This is a genomic window from Advenella kashmirensis WT001 (assembly GCF_000219915.2).
Taxonomy (GTDB): domain Bacteria; phylum Pseudomonadota; class Gammaproteobacteria; order Burkholderiales; family Burkholderiaceae_B; genus Advenella; species Advenella kashmirensis.
Genome location: NC_017964.1, coordinates 1,712,471 through 1,729,177 on the forward strand (window position 1 = coordinate 1,712,471; position 16,707 = coordinate 1,729,177).

Annotated in this window: 14 protein-coding genes and 3 pseudogenes; 13 read left to right on the forward strand and 4 right to left on the reverse strand. The window is 54.6% G+C overall.

Translation table 11 applies throughout. The annotated features are described in order from the left end of the window. The first annotated feature begins 27 nt into the window (after positions 1–27). From acpP to recO, 12 genes and pseudogenes are all read left to right on the forward strand, one after another. The gene (acpP, locus tag TKWG_RS08010; protein WP_014750355.1) at positions 28–264 is read left to right on the forward strand and encodes an acyl carrier protein; all 237 of its coding nucleotides are present in this window, start codon (positions 28–30) and stop codon (positions 262–264) included. A gap of 174 nt (positions 265–438) precedes the next feature. Next, entirely contained in the window at positions 439–1,668 is a 1,230-nt protein-coding gene (gene fabF, locus TKWG_RS08015) for a beta-ketoacyl-ACP synthase II (protein WP_014750356.1), read from the forward strand. Then, positions 1,652–2,137, forward strand: coding sequence for a hypothetical protein (locus TKWG_RS08020; RefSeq protein WP_148274501.1), 486 nt, complete (start codon positions 1,652–1,654; stop codon positions 2,135–2,137). The genes fabF and TKWG_RS08020 overlap by 17 nt, the downstream gene beginning before the upstream one ends. After that, positions 2,134–2,733, forward strand: a complete 600-nt coding sequence (gene rpoE, locus TKWG_RS08025) for an RNA polymerase sigma factor RpoE (RefSeq protein WP_014750358.1) — start codon at positions 2,134–2,136, stop codon at positions 2,731–2,733. The genes TKWG_RS08020 and rpoE overlap by 4 nt, the downstream gene beginning before the upstream one ends. 10 nt (positions 2,734–2,743) lie before the next feature. Beyond that, positions 2,744–3,241, forward strand: a complete 498-nt coding sequence (locus TKWG_RS08030) for a sigma-E factor negative regulatory protein (RefSeq protein WP_014750359.1) — start codon at positions 2,744–2,746, stop codon at positions 3,239–3,241. Between the two features lie 20 nt (positions 3,242–3,261). Beyond that, positions 3,262–4,242, forward strand: coding sequence for a MucB/RseB C-terminal domain-containing protein (locus tag TKWG_RS08035; RefSeq protein WP_148274502.1), 981 nt, complete (start codon positions 3,262–3,264; stop codon positions 4,240–4,242). A 19-nt stretch (positions 4,243–4,261) separates the two neighbouring features. Then, entirely contained in the window at positions 4,262–5,767 is a 1,506-nt protein-coding gene (locus tag TKWG_RS08040; RefSeq protein WP_014750361.1) for a DegQ family serine endoprotease, read from the forward strand. A 221-nt stretch (positions 5,768–5,988) separates the two neighbouring features. After that, entirely contained in the window at positions 5,989–7,782 is a 1,794-nt protein-coding gene (gene lepA / locus TKWG_RS08045; protein ID WP_014750363.1) for a translation elongation factor 4, read from the forward strand. Between the two features lie 11 nt (positions 7,783–7,793). Continuing rightward, positions 7,794–8,600: a signal peptidase I gene (lepB, locus tag TKWG_RS08050; RefSeq protein WP_014750364.1), complete on the forward strand. Its 807-nt coding sequence runs from the start codon at positions 7,794–7,796 to the stop codon at positions 8,598–8,600. Further along, positions 8,600–9,352: a ribonuclease III gene (gene rnc / locus TKWG_RS08055; RefSeq protein ID WP_014750365.1), complete on the forward strand. Its 753-nt coding sequence runs from the start codon at positions 8,600–8,602 to the stop codon at positions 9,350–9,352. The genes lepB and rnc overlap by 1 nt, the downstream gene beginning before the upstream one ends. Beyond that, a pseudogene (era, locus tag TKWG_RS08060) lies at positions 9,349–10,277 on the forward strand (GTPase Era). Before rnc ends, era begins: the two are co-directional and overlap by 4 nt. Further along, positions 10,270–10,856: pseudogene (gene recO / locus TKWG_RS08065) on the forward strand (DNA repair protein RecO). Before era ends, recO begins: the two co-directional pseudogenes overlap by 8 nt. Here the strand turns inward: recO and TKWG_RS08070 are convergent. Then, positions 10,853–11,200 (reverse strand): hypothetical protein, encoded by a 348-nt coding sequence (locus tag TKWG_RS08070; RefSeq protein ID WP_014750366.1) that lies wholly within the window; start codon positions 11,198–11,200, stop codon positions 10,853–10,855. The pseudogene recO and the gene TKWG_RS08070 overlap by 4 nt on opposite strands. Before the next feature lie 179 nt (positions 11,201–11,379). Between TKWG_RS08070 and TKWG_RS08075 the strand changes: the two genes are divergently transcribed. Continuing rightward, the gene (locus TKWG_RS08075) at positions 11,380–13,077 is read left to right on the forward strand and encodes a mucoidy inhibitor MuiA family protein (RefSeq protein ID WP_014750367.1); all 1,698 of its coding nucleotides are present in this window, start codon (positions 11,380–11,382) and stop codon (positions 13,075–13,077) included. Between the two features lie 258 nt (positions 13,078–13,335). Here TKWG_RS08075 and TKWG_RS08080 read toward each other — a convergent pair. The 3 genes and pseudogenes from TKWG_RS08080 to TKWG_RS08090 form a co-directional block, all read right to left on the reverse strand. Further along, positions 13,336–14,321: pseudogene (locus tag TKWG_RS08080) on the reverse strand (tripartite tricarboxylate transporter substrate binding protein BugD). A 526-nt stretch (positions 14,322–14,847) separates the two neighbouring features. After that, positions 14,848–15,540: a Bax inhibitor-1/YccA family protein gene (locus TKWG_RS08085; protein ID WP_014750369.1), complete on the reverse strand. Its 693-nt coding sequence runs from the start codon at positions 15,538–15,540 to the stop codon at positions 14,848–14,850. Positions 15,541–15,662: 122 nt separating this feature from the next. Beyond that, entirely contained in the window at positions 15,663–16,688 is a 1,026-nt protein-coding gene (locus TKWG_RS08090; RefSeq protein ID WP_014750370.1) for a hypothetical protein, read from the reverse strand. Between the last annotated feature and the right edge of the window lie 19 nt (positions 16,689–16,707).

Sequence of the window (16,707 nt, forward strand, 5' to 3'; positions counted from 1 at the left end):
CGGGATTTTCCCCCTTTGGAGATTTACATGGATAGCATCGAACAACGCGTCAAGAAGATCGTCGCAGAACAACTTGGTGTAAATGAAGCAGAAATTAAAAACGAGTCTTCATTTCTTGACGACCTGGGTGCAGATTCACTGGACATGGTTGAGTTGGTCATGGCACTTGAAGACGAGTTCGAAACAGAAATTCCTGACGAAGAAGCTGAAAAAATCACAACTGTTCAGCAGGCAGTCGACTATATCAACTCTCACAAAGGTTAATTTGTGCGAGTCAACCGGCGCGCGCGAGCAGCCGGTTGCAATAAAAAAAGCGGTTTTGGAAAGTGGCTCACATCCATATCCCTTGAGATATGGATGGTATAAACCTTTTCCAGACCCTTTTTTTATTTCAGGGTTTTGATTCATATTTACTTCAGTATAGGGTAGGAGCCAACCGTGAAAAGACGCGTTGTCATCACCGGACTGGGAATTGTATCCCCGGTCGGAAACACAGTACCGCAGGCCTGGGATAATATTGTCAACGGACGTTCCGGCATTGACCGCATCACGCGTTTTGACGCCTCCGGGTTCAATGCGCAGATCGCTGGTGAAGTCAAGGATTTCGACGTCACGCAATACCTGTCGGCCAAAGAAGCCAAACAAATGGATACCTTTATCCATTACGGCATTGCTGCCAGTGTCGATGCCTGGAAAGATGCGGGCCTCACTGTTACTGAAGAGAACGCCGATCGCATTGGCGCCATCGTCAGTTCGGGCATCGGCGGGTTGCAGCGCATTGAAGAGACCCAGACTGAATACCTTGCAAAAGGTGCACGCCGCATTTCCCCATTTTTCGTTCCCGCCTCCCTGATCAATCTGATTTCCGGTCAGGTTTCCATCATGCTCGGACTCAAGGGACCAACCTATGCGGTCGTCTCTGCCTGCACTACCGGTTTGCACTCAATCGGAGATGCCTCAAGACTGATTGAGTATGGCGATGCCGACGTCATGCTGGCCGGCGGCGCTGAAGCGACGGTGTCACCACTGGGCATTGGCGGGTTCGCCGCCATGCGCGCGTTGTCAACCCGCAATGACGATCCCCAGACGGCTTCTCGTCCGTGGGACATCGACCGGGATGGCTTTGTTCTGGGTGAAGGGGCAGGGGTGCTGGTGCTGGAAGAATACGAACACGCTAAAGCCCGCGGCGCCCGCATCTATGGCGAATTTGCCGGCTATGGCATGAGCTCCGATGCGCATCACATCACTGCGCCGGATCGTGACGGCCCTCGCCGTGGCATTCTGAATGCGTTGAAAAACGGCAAGTTTAATGTTGACCAGATCGACTACGTCAATGCTCATGGCACATCAACCCCCCTGGGCGACAAGAACGAAACAGAGGCGCTCAAGCTGGCACTGGGCGAGCACGCCTATAAAACGGTAGTCAATTCGACCAAATCCATGACCGGCCATTTGCTGGGCGCGGCCGGTGGCATTGAAGCCGTCTTTACCACGCTGGCAGTGCATCATCAGGTGTCACCGCCCACGATCAACCTGATCAATCAGGACCCCGAGTGTGATCTGGACTACTGCGCCAATGTCGCTCGTGAAATGAAAATTGATGTGGCGCTGTCCAACTCCTTCGGATTTGGCGGCACCAACGGGTCCATGATTGTCAGACGGGTCTGATTTGCAGTACGAACTGAACCGGCACTGGCAGGCTCGACTCCATGTCGGGCAGCCCGGTTACATTACAGTTTGTCATTACGTTGTGGCAACCCTGGCCATGCTTTGTATTGCCGGTCCCCAGGCGGCGGTTGTGTTTGCGCTGCTTGCCCTGGCTGGCCGCCATCACCTGGCCAGCCACAGGGCCGGCAACATCGGTATGGTTCAAGTGGGCCCCGACGGGTACTATCGGCTTTTCCGCAAGGCCTGCTCGCCGCAAGCCGGCGACATCCGCATTCTGCAACAGTACTGGCAGGGCCCCTGGTGGTTTACCCTGGTACTGCGCGATCCCTATTTTCCTCATTCACGTCCCGATATCGTGACGGTCTGGTCGTCTGGCCAGTCGCCTGATGCCTGGCGACGCTTCTGCGCGCTGGTGCAGTCTGCCCAATGGACAAATGCGCAGAGTGCCGCTGCAAGGATCGCAATATGAGTGAGCGCGACGTAGACTGGGAGTTGGTGCAGCGGGTCCAGAAGGGTGATAAAAAGGCCTTTGACCTGCTGGTCCTGAAATATCAACGCAAGATCATGGGGCTGCTGGCCCGCATGATCGGCAGTCACAGCGAAGTCGAGGACATCGCGCAGGAAACATTTATCAAGGCCTATCGCGCCATTCCCCAGTTTCGCGGGGAAAGTGCGTTTTATACCTGGTTGTACCGAATTGCCATCAATACCGCCCGCAACTGGCTGTCTTCTTCGGACCGCAAGCTGAATTATCCGGATACGCTGGAAAACAAAGATGGTGAAACTTTTTCCCATTCAGACAATCTTATAGATATTGCCACGCCTGAATCGAGCATGGTAACGCAGGAAATTGTCCAGACCGTTAACGAAGCGATCGAAACATTGCCCGAAGATCTGCGCATGGCAATTGTGCTAAGGGAACTGGAAGGCCTGAGTTACGAAGAAATAGCACAGGCTATGGCCTGCCCGGTTGGTACGGTACGATCCCGTATATTCCGTGCACGGGAAGCCATCGCGGCGAAGCTCAAACCTGTCCTGGGACAGGCCATGGATCGCCGCTGGTAAGGAATACATAATGGAAAACACAAGAACTCCTCCTGCGATCGATTGGAATGAATCCATCTCCGAAATGGTGGATGGCGAATGCGATGCCTTTGATGCGTCCAGAATTGATACGCCCTATGGTCGCCAGACCTGGGATACTTATCATCTGATCGGCGATGTGATGCGCAACGAGCATCTGGCCATCAAGCCCTCCGATCTGTTCAATGCCCGCATCAGCAAACTGATCGCGGCCGAGCCGACCCATCACGTCGCACCGGCCCGCGGCTATCTGCGCTGGGGTGCCTCAGGCATTGCCGCGGCAGCGGCCGTGGCCGCGCTGGTATGGTTCAATGATCCTTTCCAGAGTGATCTTGCACCACCTGCGCCGCCAACGCTTGCTGCCGGTCAGTCGGCGCCGCCGGCTGATATTCCGCAGCATGACTTTCACGATTACGTGGCGGCGCACAGCCAAATGGTAGGTGCCTACCCGGTTCGTCAGGTGTCGTATGAAATCGGGGATGTGCAGTGATCGGACAGGAGAGGCTGCGTTTGACTTGCCGACGTTCTCATAGCGTCATGCTGGCCGTATGCTGGGCCATCACCCCCTGTCTGCCGGTATATGCCGCCTCGCCTGCGCAGTTGCTCATGCAAATCCAGAAAGCGGCCGAATCCACCGACTACAGCGGTACGTTCCTGTATCAGCAGGGCAATGTCATGATTACCTCAAGGGTAACGCATGTGGTTGACGGCGAAGGCGTCAAGGAGCGCCTGGAAGTGCTCGATGGCGACGCCCAGGAATACCTGCGCAACAACAATGTTGTGGAAAGCCTGCTGCCCGCTCGCAAAATAGTGATCGTGGACAAGCCGCGCAAGGACCGTTTTCCCGCGCTGTTGCTCGGTCCGATCGACAATCTTGAAAAATATTACGAAATCCGGGCGCAGAACGGCAGCACGCGCGTTGCCGGCCGTCCTTGCGATTTGATCGAAGTAAACCCCCGGGTTCAGGATCGCTATGGCTATCGGTTTTGCGCTGATGAAAAATCCCGGCTGTTGCTTAAGTCGCAGACGGTGAATGAGCAGGGCACCGTGATCGAACAGGTGACGTTCACGGGCCTGTCGGTGGGCAGTAATGTGGACACCGCCAATCTGAAATCCGCGTTTGATTATTCAGAATGGAAGCGCGTTGAGCACAAGCCCGTGGCCGTGGATCTGACGCAGGAAGGCTGGCGAATTCGGTACCCCGCAGGCTTTGCGCCCATCATGAGCATCGTTCGTCCGAAAGGAACTAAAGAGAACGTAAAGCAACTAATACTTACAGACGGTCTGTCTTCCATCTCGGTATTTATCCAGAAAGTAAAGGATTCTGAAAAAACCTTTAATAATCAAGGTGATGCCAGAGTTGGTTCGATGAATGTATTCCGCCAGCGGGTTGACGATTACTGGCTTACCGCCATTGGCGCAATCCCATTGGCTACACTCAAAGACTTGGCCGTTTCTACAAAATTCATTCAACCTGTTTCAAAACAGTAAATACTGAAAAGGGCTACTCATGAATAACAAGGTCACAAAACCGCTACAGACCGCTATCGTCGCGGCAATGATCGGACTGGGCAGTGCGACTGTGTTGCTACCGAATACCGGCATGGCGCAGAATGCGCCTGCGGCACCGGTGCCGACCTCAACTGCCGTGACTGCGCTGCCTGATTTTACTTCTATTGTGGCAGCAACCGAAAACGCCGTGGTCAATATTCGCACCATGGAAAAGATATCATCGCGCCCGATGCAGGGCTTTGGCCCGGGCGACAGTCCCGAAGACCTGTTCCGCTTTTTCTTTGGTCCCGACTTCATGCCGCCGCGTGATCGTGATCCGCGTTCTGAGCGCTCGCCCCGTGGCGAAGGTGAAGAGCGTAGCGTACCGCGCGGCGTGGGATCAGGCTTTATTATCTCCAAAGACGGTTACATCATGACCAACAACCACGTGGTCGATGGCGCCTCAAAAATCACGGTCACCATGAACGATGGTCGCGAATATCAGGCCAAAGTGATCGGCACTGACAAGCGCACCGATATCGCGCTGATCAAGATTCAGGCCGACAACCTGCCCGTGTTGAAAATCGGCGATTCCAACAGGCTGAAAAAAGGACAGTGGGTATTGGCTATCGGTTCGCCTTTTGGCCTGGACTCCACGGTAACCTCCGGTATCGTGAGCGCCATCAACCGCGATACGGGTGAATACCTGCCGTTTATCCAGACCGATGTTGCGGTCAATCCCGGCAATTCGGGCGGCCCGCTGATCAATCTGTCCGGCGAGGTAGTGGGCATCAATTCCCAGATCATCTCGCAAAGCGGCGGCTTCATGGGAATTTCCCTGTCTATTCCGATAGACGAAGCTATGCGTGTAGTTGAACAGCTCAAGGCTACCGGCAAGGTTACCCGTGGTCGTATTGGCGTGCAGATTGGCGAAGTGAGCGAAGAGGTCGCCAAGGCCATAGGCCTGCCCAAGGCTGCTGGCGCACTGGTCAGCAATGTCGAGCAGGGTGGTCCTGCTGACAAAGCCGGTGTTCAGGCAGGCGATGTCATTACCAAGTTCAACGGCGCTGAGGTAAAAAAATGGTCCGATTTGCCACGCCTGGTTGGACAGACCAAGCCCGAATCAGACTCTTCGCTGGAAGTATGGCGCCGTGGTAAATACGAGACATTGACGGTCAAGATTGCGGAAATACCAAGTGCGCCGTCCGATACCGCCAATAGCAACGAGCCCCAGGAGCAGGCCGGTAGTGCCGATCGACTGGGCCTGATCGTGGAACCTGTTCCATCTTCGCTGCAAAGCCGTATGCACATCAAGGGTGGCGTGCTGGTCAAGGATGTCAAGGGCGCTGCGCTGGAAGCCAGCATTCAGCCGGGTGACGTGATTCTCGCACTGAACAACCAGGATGTGAAGGATGTCCAGCATTTCCGCGAAATCGTAGGCAAGCTTGAAAAAGGCAAGGCTGCGGCCCTGCTGGTACGGCGTGACAATTTAACCCAGTGGGTACCTGTAACACCTGCAAAATAAGGCTACAATACGATATGCAGGCCAAGGGGCGCTTCATGCGCCCCTTTTTTTGAGTCTGAACCGCTGTAACAGTCCGGCTCGTGGTATTTCCGAGCCAGACCGCAGTCCGGGTGCAGGCTCTGCAGCCAAACCATTCCCGATGCCCCTGGCATCCTTACTGTGGTGAAACAGGCGTGCGTACTCATCTGAGTCAGCGCCAGCACTGCACTTTTGCGCTTTTTATGCAACATATACGTAATTTCTCGATTATTGCCCATATTGACCATGGCAAATCTACGCTCGCGGACCGCCTTATTCACCGTTGTGGTGGTTTGGCAGACCGGGAGATGTCCAAGCAGGTGCTCGACTCCATGGACATCGAGCGCGAGCGGGGTATCACGATCAAGGCCCAGACCGCTGCACTGCACTACAAGGCGCAAGATGGCAAAATCTACAATCTGAATCTGATCGATACGCCGGGACATGTGGACTTTTCCTATGAGGTCAGTCGTTCTTTATCTGCCTGTGAAGGCGCACTGCTGGTGGTGGACGCCACCCAGGGCGTAGAGGCGCAAACGGTCGCAAACTGCTATACCGCCATCGAGCTTGGTGTTGAAGTGATGCCGGTGCTCAATAAAATGGACCTGCCGTCGGCCGAGCCTGAAGAGGCGCGCCAGGAAATTGAAGATGTGATCGGTATTGACGCCAGCGACGCCATCAAGGCCAGTGCCAAGACCGGCGTGGGCATTGACGAAATTCTGGAAATGATCGTGGCCAAGGTGCCGCCGCCGGTCGGTAATGTTGACGAACCTTTGCAGGGTTTGATTATTGATTCCTGGTTTGACAATTACGTTGGCGTGGTCATGCTGGTACGAATCAAAAACGGAGTATTGCGACCCAAGGACAAGATTCTGTTTATGGCTACCGGTGCAACGCACCTGTGTGAACAATTGGGTGTGTTTGCTCCCAAATCAGAGCCACGCACATTGCTCTCAGCAGGTGAAGTGGGCTTTGTGATTGCCGGTATCAAGGAGCTGGCCGATGCCAAGGTAGGAGACACCATTACGCTTGCCGGCAAGCCGGCCAGCACTCCGTTACCAGGTTTCAAGGAAGTCAAGCCGCAGGTGTTTGCCGGCCTGTATCCTGTGGAAAGCAGCGAATACGACCAGTTGCGTGACTCGCTTGAAAAACTGCGCCTGAACGATTCCTCGCTTATGTTCGAACCGGAGGTATCGCAGGCGCTGGGCTTTGGCTTTCGCTGCGGTTTCCTGGGGCTGTTGCACATGGAAATCGTGCAGGAACGGCTTGAGCGTGAGTTTGACATGGACATCATCACCACCGCACCCACGGTGGTCTATGAGGTTGAACGCAACGACGGCGAAATACTGACTATCGAGAGCCCTTCGCGCATGCCTGAGGTCGGGCAGATTGCCGACATCCGCGAACCCATTGTCACGGTAACGCTGTTCATGCCGCAGGAGTATGTCGGGGCAGTCATTACCTTGTGTATAGCCAAGCGCGGCAACCAGATCAACATGAGTTATCACGGCCGTCAGGTGCATCTGGTTTATGAAATTCCGCTGGCCGAGATTGTGCTTGATTTCTTCGATCGGCTCAAGTCCGTATCGCGCGGCTATGCGTCCATGGATTACGAATTCCTCGAGTATCGTTCCGCCGACGTGGTGCGCGTCGACCTGCTCATCAATAACGAGCGGGTTGATGCCCTGTCTATGATCGTGCACCGTGCCAACGCCCGTTATCGTGGCCGCGAAGTCGTCTCTAAAATGCGCGGCCTGATCCCGCGCCAGATGTTCGATGTTGCGATTCAGGCGGCGATTGGGGCGGAAATTATTGCGCGTGAAAATGTGAAGGCGCTGCGCAAGAACGTGCTCGCCAAGTGTTATGGCGGAGATATTTCGCGTAAGAAAAAACTGCTGGAAAAACAAAAGGCAGGTAAAAAGCGGATGAAACAGGTGGGCAGTGTGGAAATTCCACAGGAAGCGTTCCTGGCCATTCTCCAGGTTGAAGATAAATAAGGAAGTAGAAGATGAATTTTGCATTGATCCTGTTTGTATTGCTGGTGATCACAGGCCTGGTAAAGCTGCTTGATGTCCTTGTTTTTCGCAAGCGGCGTGTGGCCCAGTATGGTCAGGACGAGCAGGCGCACCGTCCCTGGTGGATCGAGTACTCGCTGAGCTTTTTTCCCGTCATTCTGTTTGTCTTTGTCCTGCGCTCCTTTCTGTTTGAACCGTTCCGGATTCCCTCAGGTTCCATGCTGCCGACATTGCAGAACGGCGATATGATCCTGGTGAACAAATTTACCTATGGCATCCGCCTGCCCATCGTCGATCAGAAAATCATTCCGATCAATACGCCGCAACGTGGCGACGTGATGGTGTTTCGCTATCCCGTCAATCCCGACATGGATTTCATCAAGCGAGTGGTCGGTGTACCGGGTGACGAGGTCATTTATCAGAACAAGCGCCTGAGCATCAACGGGCAAACCGTGCCGGTCACGCGTATCGGGCCCTATGTGAATCCTTCACAGCAAAGCGGCTCGCCCGAGGCGCTTGAAGAAAAGCTGGGTGAGCATGAGCATGCCATTCTGAATATGCCAGGCATGGGCGCACTGCTGGGGATGACAAATTTCCCGGGTAGGGAAAATTGCGAATACAAAGGCACGGATTTTCGTTGCAAGGTGCCCGAAGGCCAGTACTTTGTAATGGGTGATAATCGTGATAACAGCGAGGACAGTCGATACTGGGGCTTCGTGCCTGACCGCAATATTGTGGGTAAGGCATTTTTCATATGGATGAATTTTGGCGATCTGAGTCGCATAGGTTCCTTTAAGTGATGAACCTGTCAAGATTGGAACGACTGCTCGGGTATCAATTCAAGGACCAGCGTCTGCTGGTTCAGGCACTCACGCATCGTAGCCATAGTGCGACGCACAATGAGCGGTTCGAATTCCTGGGCGATTCCATCCTTAACTTCACTGTGGCGGCTATTCTGTTTCATCGATTGCAGCGCGAGGACGAAGGAGATTTGTCCCGAATCCGCGCCAGTCTGGTCAAGCAGGCAACCCTGGCCGATATTGCACACCGACTTGAATTGCCGCAGTTTTTGCGGCTGGGTGAAGGTGAGCTAAAAAGTGGCGGATTTCGTCGTCCCTCGATACTGGCCGATGCACTGGAGGCGATTTTTGCCGCGGTCTATCTGGACAGCGATGTGCCATCCGTGCAGGCAGTGATCGAGGGGCTGTATACACCGTTGCTGGACTCAGTTGATTTCAATACACTGGGCAAAGACGCCAAAACCCTGTTGCAGGAAGTGTTGCAGGGCCGCAAGTTTGCCTTGCCTGTCTATAACGTCGTCGCTACCAGCGGTGCTGCTCACGACCAGCAGTTCGAGGTTGAATGCTTTATTGCGGAGCTGGATATGCGCAGCCAGGCCAGTGGCAGCAGCCGTCGCGCAGCCGAACAGGCTGCCGCGCGCAAAATGCTGGATGCCCTGGAAAAGGTGTTGCCCAAAGGCAGTGCCAAAAAGCGGGTGCGCAAGGTTGCACAACTGACCTTGCCGGTCGCCGTCGAACAGGAGAAAAAATGAGTCAGGAACCTATTGTGCCAACCGAAGATGACGGTGCGCAAAGCAGCCCGTACAAAACCGGTTTTATCGCGGTTGTGGGCGCCCAACGTGGGCAAGTCTACGCTGACCAATGCGCTGATCGGCAGCAAGATATCAATTGTATCGCGCAAGGCGCAAACTACCCGGCACCGTATTCATGGCGTGCTCACGCGTGACAAGACACAGTTTGTGTTTGTTGACACGCCGGGCTTTCAGACCCGGCATGGCGGGACAATGAACCGCATGATGAACCGTGTTGTCACGCAGGCGCTGGCCGATGTGGACGTCATTGTTCATGTGGTCGAGGCGGGCAAATGGTCTGCCGGTGACGAACAGATCGTGCCTTTGCTGCCGGTATCGAAAAAATGCATTCTGGCTGTCAGCAAAGTTGATACGCTCAAGAACAAGAATGACCTGTTCGATTTCGTGGGTCGCATTATGGGCAAGTTCGCCTACGATGCTGTGGTGCCTTGGCAGTCTCAGTCAAAGGCGTGCAGCTCGATACACTGCTGACCGAGATTGAACAGCGGCTGCCCCAGGCGAATTCATGTTTGAAGAAGATGCGCTGACCGACAGACCAATTCGGTTTATTGCGGCTGAATTGATTCGTGAAAAAATCTTCCGTCTGGTGGGCGATGAATTGCCCTACGCATGTACTGTAGTCATTGAGCAGTGGGACGAGGATGAGAATGCAGCGCGCATTGCGGCCTGCGTAGTGGTGGAGCGCGAAACTCACAAGCCGATTTTGCTGGGTGCCAAAGGCACGCATATGAAACGCATTGCCACCGAGGCCCGCCAGGATATTTCAGCCTTGCTGGACAAGCCGGTGTTTCTTGAAATCTACATCAAAGTGCGCAAAGGCTGGTCGGAAAAGGAAAGTGCCCTGCGCGATCTGGGCTATGAGTAAACGTGGTAGTCGGGTGCAGGATGCGGGCGCCTACTTGTTGCAGGCCACCGCCTGGAGCGAGTCCTCGCTGATTGCCCGTTTGTTTGCCCGCGATTACGGCATTGTGACCGTTGTGGCCAAAGGAGCCAAGCGACCGTATTCGGTGCTGCGTCCTGTCCTGTCGGCCTTCGAGCCCTGCTGGTGTCATGGTCGGGGCAGGGCGAAGTCAAAACGCTCACTCGCGCCGAGCTGGCCGGCCTGCATGGCCTGGCCGGCAAGTCCCTGATGTCGGCCTGGTATATGAACGAGCTGTTGATTCGTATGCTGCCAGGTGAAGACGCGCATCCCCAGTTATTTGACGCCTATTGCGAGGCCTTGCAGCAACTTGCTATTGGCGAACGTGCTTCAGGTTCGTTGCGCCGGTTTGAATGGACCCTGCTGCAGGAAACAGGTTATGGGGTTCCGGGCGCTCGCCCTGATTTTGACGAACCTGCAGCCGAGCCCGGCTTGCGTCGCATGCTGCGTGAACGCATCGACGAACATCTGGAAAAAAAACCGCTGATGACGCGAAACGTATTGTTGTCGCTGAAACAGTATTAAACCTGGTGTGCATCGATAGTGCGGATCACATCATCACGCTGATTCCATGATGTTGCACCGTTGGCGAACGTGCCCGTAAGTTTGTGCAAGATCACGACGTTTTTCCTTTCTCTTTCCTTGCTTCCTTCTTTTTTCAATTCGTCTTTTATTACGATTGTTCTCTCTGTCGTTTTTTCTGTCCTGGCCGACTCCCTAATTCCCTTGTTCTTAAGTTTTTGAGTTTTTGAGTTTTTGAGTTTTTTGAGTTTTTGAGTTTTTGAGTTTTTTGAGTTTTTGAGTTTTTTGAGTTTTTTGAGTTTTTTGAGTTTTTCCGCCGTCGTTTCGCAGCATGGATTTTCTTGCATGACGCCCGCCGCGATCTTTGAGCAAAACCTGCCGCACTTACAGTCATCGTAAGCCCAGCTTATCGTCCGTGACACAAGGAGGGAGGGCTATGCAATTTCGTACATCATTTATCAGCGGCTTGACCATGAATGGCGCTAACCTCGGTTATTATTTCAGATAAGACTTCGGGAGAGCATTTATGAGCGTACAACTTTTTCAGTGTAGCCTGCCACGTGAGCGATATACCGGCCGCACAGACCATCCGGATTGCCGATTGCAAAAGCGGATCATTGCCGGCACGCTGCTATTTGCGCTGCATCTGCCACTGGTGTATGCCGACACACTCAATGCCGACTCCCATATCGAGAAAGTGACGGTATACCCCGATCGCGCACTGGTCTATCGCGTGGCAAGCCAGGCCATTCCGGCCGGCGAGCATGAACTGGTCTTTGCCAATCTTCCGGCGGACATAGATGAAAATTCGTTGCAGTTCAATGCCAATACGGCTGGCGCGGGCGTGCAGATTTTGCATGTTTCCAGCACGCCGGATGTGCGCCAGACGAATGCATCCAGCGGAATCAATGACGTGGCCGGACAGATTGATGCACTGGAGCAGCAGATAGCCCGGCTGGAAGATCAGATCAAGGTGGACGACAACCAGATCAGTTTCATCCGCAATTACCAGAACGGGCATAGTGTGCAGATGCGTGACGTGCCGCCGCTGTCGCAGGATGCATTTATTGGCCTGATGTCATTTACCGGTGAGCAACTGATCAAGGCCATGCAAACGCGGCGCGGTCATCTGCAGGACAAGGAGCAGTTGGTGGCTCGCCTTAAAGTGCTGGCACAGCGCAAAGCGCAACTGGCCCAAAGCGCAGATAACGAAACGCGCAAAGTGGTGGTGACGCTGCGTGCTGCTGAACCTGCAATCATCGACAGTGCGCTCAGTTATGTGGTTGCCGGTGCCGCCTGGTCGCCGGTCTATGATGCAAGATATGACTCGACCACCGGAAAACTCTCTCTGAATTACTTTGGTCAGATCAGCCAGGATACATCCGAAGATTGGTCAAATGTGGCCATTACCTTATCTACCGCGCAGCCGGTAACCGGCGTCTCGCTGCCGCAGTTGGAACCATGGCGGGTAGATGTGGCAGCGCCGCCTGCACCGGCCCCTGTGCCGCGAATGAGCGCCCGCCAATCCACATTGGCAGCCGGCGCTGCACCGGCGATGGAGATGGCCGACGCAGCGAGCTACGTGCCGGCAAATACCCAGACCAGCGCAACCAACACTACCTTCGAGGTGCCCGGCAAGCAGACAATTAAAACCGGCGGTCAGCAACAGCGTGTGCCGCTGACCACATTGACGGAAACCGCCGAGCTGTCTTACGAGCTTGTTCCATCCGAAGCGCCTGCCGTTTTTGCCACCGTTAAAATGAACAACGGAAAAGATTTCCCATTGCTGGCCGGTAACGTCAATGCCTTTTTTGATAATGAATTCATTGCTGCATCGGACATGAAGACCGTTTTCCCCAAAGAGCAACTGGAGTTGGCAATGGGCGTGGATCAGGCCATTTCGGTCAAGCGCGAACCTTTGCAGCGTTTTACGGAATCCACGGGTCTGACCGGTAGTGGCACCCGCCTGACTTACGAGTACAAAACCATTATTCGCAATAACCGGAAGCAACCGGTACAGTTGGTATTGCACGACCGCTTTCCGGTCTCAGGCGACGAAAAAATTGATATCAAGCGACTGGAACCCACCGGTGGCGGCATCGCACTCAAGGGTGACGGTCGTTTCGAGCAGACGTTGACGCTGAAAGCGGCAGAGGAGCGCACCGTGGTCTTGAAATTCTCCGTTCAGTATCCGAAGAGCCTGGATGTGAGCGGACTGCCATAAGGCTTTTGTCCGGCCGTCATGATCGGATCAGGCAGTTGTGTCGTACGACGCTATGACCTTTTTTAAGTAAACCATGGCGCAACCTCGAAGGTCATCGTGCGCACATCAATGTGCAAGCGCGTTTACAAATAGCAAAGCCGGAGATCAGACTCCGGCTTTGCAGGTAACGGGGATGATTCCGCATTTCACAATGCAATCGTACTGGCCTGGTGCACAACGCGATGGCTCGCGTGTATCAGGCCGGATTGCATGGCGTGTTTATTGAGGCTTGACGCCTGCTTTCTTGAACAGTTCAGCCAGACGGGGATTTGCTCTTTGACTTTGGCATCCAGCGCTTCCGGGGTTGCCTGCTCTGTCAGAATCGTGGCGCCCAGTGCATCCATGCGTTCCTTGAATTTCGGGCTGGCCAGCCCATCTTTCAATGCAGACTGCAATTTGGCAACAACGTTATCCGGTGTTTTTGCGGGTACCCACATACCGTGCCAGATACCAACGTTGAAGTCCTTGAAGCCTTCTTCCTGCATAGTGGGCAGATCAGGCAACTGGGCATTGCGTTTTTCGCTGGTAATGGCATAAGCCTTGACCGTTTTCGCCTTGATATGCTGGGTTGTGTTGGTGGTCTGGTCGCACAACAGATCAACCTGTTTGCCCAGCAGGTCGTTCATTGCCGGACCAGCGCCTTTGTATGGCACGGTCAGCAGTTTTACACCAAGCGCATCCATCAGCATGGTGCCGCAAAGATGGCTGGCAGCGCCTACACCCGCGTTGGCCAGGGTCACCTTGTCCTGATTGGTTTTCAGATATTCAACCAGTTCTTTCATATTATTTGCCGGAAAGTCGGCGCGAGCCACCAGCGTCATTGGTACGTCGACCACCAGGCCGACGGGCCGGAAGCTTTTTTCGGGGTCGTAACCGAGCCGCTTGTACAAGGATGGCGCGGTAGAAAATCCGATGTGCATGAGCAGGACGTCGTAACCGTCAGGTTTGGCATTGGCGACCTGCGTGGTGCCGATCGTGCCACCGGCACCGGCCTTGTTTTCGATCACAACCGTTTGACCCAGGGATTTTTGCATGGCTTCGCCCAGGGAGCGGGCGACATTATCGGTTGGACCACCCGCAGTAAACGGAATAATCATGGAGACCGGACGGTCGGGATAATCGGCAGCCATGGCTGTACCTGCAGTCATGGCGAAGGCCAGCGCAATATGGCCGAACAGGCGGGCGTTTTTCAGTGTGTGTAACATTTGGTTCCTGTATTCTGTTTATTGATTTGAAATCGTTGCGGACGAATCAACCTTTTAGTCTAGTCAGGTTATCGCAAGCCGTCACTAGATAATTACCCTTAAATCCCTGAAAACAGGGCGAAAATTGACATCCTGCGTGTGTTGTCGGCCAACCGTTAACCACGCAACAGAGCGCATGATCCGATTCGTGTTGTGCCCAGCTATCCGCGTGCATTGCATAGCAGGTGGATGGTTGGGCTGAAACGTTAAAAATTGTTAAGATAAGGATGCGTGTAGCTGAATGCTCAGGCGTCTTCCGATTGCTCAGATGAATACGTCGCCCGCATAGCGGATATCTCCCTACCCGTCAGACAAGGTGTATTTCACAGCACAATCGCTACCATACTGCGAGAGCCAAATTTGACAAGCAAGAAAAAACCGCTATCACGGCTGCGCGTGGTAGCGGTTGTTGTTGCTTCGCCGGTTGTCCGTGACAAGCCTATTCAGATGTGTCATACCTGCGCCTTGTTGGCCACAGGCGTCACACTTATTCGCGGCTGCCGCCGAAGATACCCAGCAGGGCCAGCAGATTGGCGAACACGTTATAAATGTCCAGGTAAATGGCCAGCGCTGCTGAAATATAGTTGGTTTCGCCGCCATTGACTACACGCTGCACATCCACCAGCATGAAGGCTGAGAAGATCACCACAGCCAGGATGGAAATGGTCAGGACCAGTGCCGGGATCTGCAGGAAGATATTGGCTACGGCTGCCAACAGCAGGACGATCGCGCCAATGAACAGCGTTTTCTGCATACCGGTGAAGTCGCGCTTGCTGGTGGTGGCAATGGTCGCCATCGCACCAAATATGATCGCGGTACCGCCGAAGGCGAGCATGATCAGTTGCGCGCCGTTACGGAAATCGAGTACGTGACCGATCAGGCGTGACAGCATCATGCCCATGAAGAATGTGAACAGTAGCAGCAGGCCAACGCCCAGCGAACTGTTCTTGTTCTTTTCGATGGCGAACATCAGACCGAAGGCGCCCACCAGAAAGACGATAGTGGATATGCCCGGAGCGAGTATCGCATTCAGATTCAGTTGCAACGCGAGGGCTGCGCCCAGTACGGTGGGGATAAGGGAAGCGGCAAGCAACCAGTAAGTATTGCGCAATACACGATTGCGCACCACCTGGCCGGGTGCGTAGCCTTCCTGGGGTAGAGTCTGGCGCAAGTCAGTCATGGTCTCTCCAATAACAAGTCAATTTTCATGAATTTCAGTATACATCAGACTGCAATTTAATCTGACAGTTCCCTGAATTTTACCTGAAATGCGAAAAATTCAACAGCCACTGCCAGTGGTCATTACTGATCGTGGCGATACTTGGCGATAATTTCCGGAATCTCTTCGAGCAGGCGCCGTTTCAGATACTCATGGGATTCGTCCAGCAGTTCTGTTACCAGCGCATCAATTTCCGCCTGCATGTCGGCTGCCGTATCTCCCTGCCCGGATGCTGTGGGCGCCGCTGTTGCGGCAAGAGCGTCGGGGCGGGATGGTGCCCGAAACAGCGAGGCATCAAAGGTGGGTCGGCCGGCAGTAGGCTGGATTCTGTTCAGCTTGAAGTCGCCCTGTGCCGCCTGGCTGAATGCGTCGTTTTCGTCATCCGACCAGACATATAATTCCGGTTTGCTGTGATGGCCATGGGTAGCACGGGCCGTACTCAAAAATGGGGCATAGTCATCCGGTGTGGGGTGTCCCGGGAACGCGGATGACGGCGCAGATGTACCGCCGGCGCCCGATAGGGGGGACGACGAGGGTGCGGAAGTGGGCGAAGAGGGCGCTGTGCCTGACTGGCCCGTTGCCTGTGTTGTTTCCACCTTCCCATGGCGTAATTCATCTGGCTGCCGTCCTGGGCCCACCCCGGCCTGCGCTGCAGACGGACTGCCAGAATAGGGGGGGGGCGCTGGCCGTGGCGACGCTGATGCCCCAAATGGTGGCACTTGCGCAGGACGCTGCGTAGGCATGAGCACTGGCATGTCATCGGCTTGCTCCTGCCAGGCTGGCGTGTTCTGCGCAGGCGACTGAGGTCGTGGTCCCAGTGGCGGCGCAGGAATATGAACACCACCTGTGTGTTCTGGTTGTTGAACGGGCATCGGGCTATCGGCTCGGTCAGGCGGGCCTGCCTGCTGGCGTGCGGTCGGCGTACCGGTAGCGCCTGGCCCCATCGCCGATTGCGTTGATGCAGGCGGCTCGGGCAGCAGGACCGGGATATCGTCATCAGCCGCTGCTGAATCCGCTCGGGCGTCGATGGAATGCAGATCCAGGTGTGGTTCTTTCGCCTCGGGGACCGACAGCGTATGGTCTGGGCGTTTTCTGAAAGTAATGGACATAAATAGAGACTCCTTGAAC

Excerpts from the sequence above, each read along its gene's own strand:
- TKWG_RS08075 (WP_014750367.1), top strand. The coding sequence starts at position 11,380 with ATGAGCGTACAACTTTTTCAGTGTAGCCTGCCACGTGAGCGATATACC.
- TKWG_RS08070 (WP_014750366.1), bottom strand. The coding sequence starts at position 11,200 with ATGCAAGAAAATCCATGCTGCGAAACGACGGCGGAAAAACTCAAAAAA.
- TKWG_RS08040 (WP_014750361.1), top strand. The coding sequence starts at position 4,262 with ATGAATAACAAGGTCACAAAACCGCTACAGACCGCTATCGTCGCGGCA.
- TKWG_RS08090 (WP_014750370.1), bottom strand. The coding sequence starts at position 16,688 with ATGTCCATTACTTTCAGAAAACGCCCAGACCATACGCTGTCGGTCCCC.
- acpP (WP_014750355.1), top strand. The coding sequence starts at position 28 with ATGGATAGCATCGAACAACGCGTCAAGAAGATCGTCGCAGAACAACTT.
- TKWG_RS08085 (WP_014750369.1), bottom strand. The coding sequence starts at position 15,540 with ATGACTGACTTGCGCCAGACTCTACCCCAGGAAGGCTACGCACCCGGC.
- rnc (WP_014750365.1), top strand. The coding sequence starts at position 8,600 with ATGAACCTGTCAAGATTGGAACGACTGCTCGGGTATCAATTCAAGGAC.
- lepA (WP_014750363.1), top strand. The coding sequence starts at position 5,989 with ATGCAACATATACGTAATTTCTCGATTATTGCCCATATTGACCATGGC.
- lepB (WP_014750364.1), top strand. The coding sequence starts at position 7,794 with ATGAATTTTGCATTGATCCTGTTTGTATTGCTGGTGATCACAGGCCTG.
- rpoE (WP_014750358.1), top strand. The coding sequence starts at position 2,134 with ATGAGTGAGCGCGACGTAGACTGGGAGTTGGTGCAGCGGGTCCAGAAG.
- TKWG_RS08030 (WP_014750359.1), top strand. The coding sequence starts at position 2,744 with ATGGAAAACACAAGAACTCCTCCTGCGATCGATTGGAATGAATCCATC.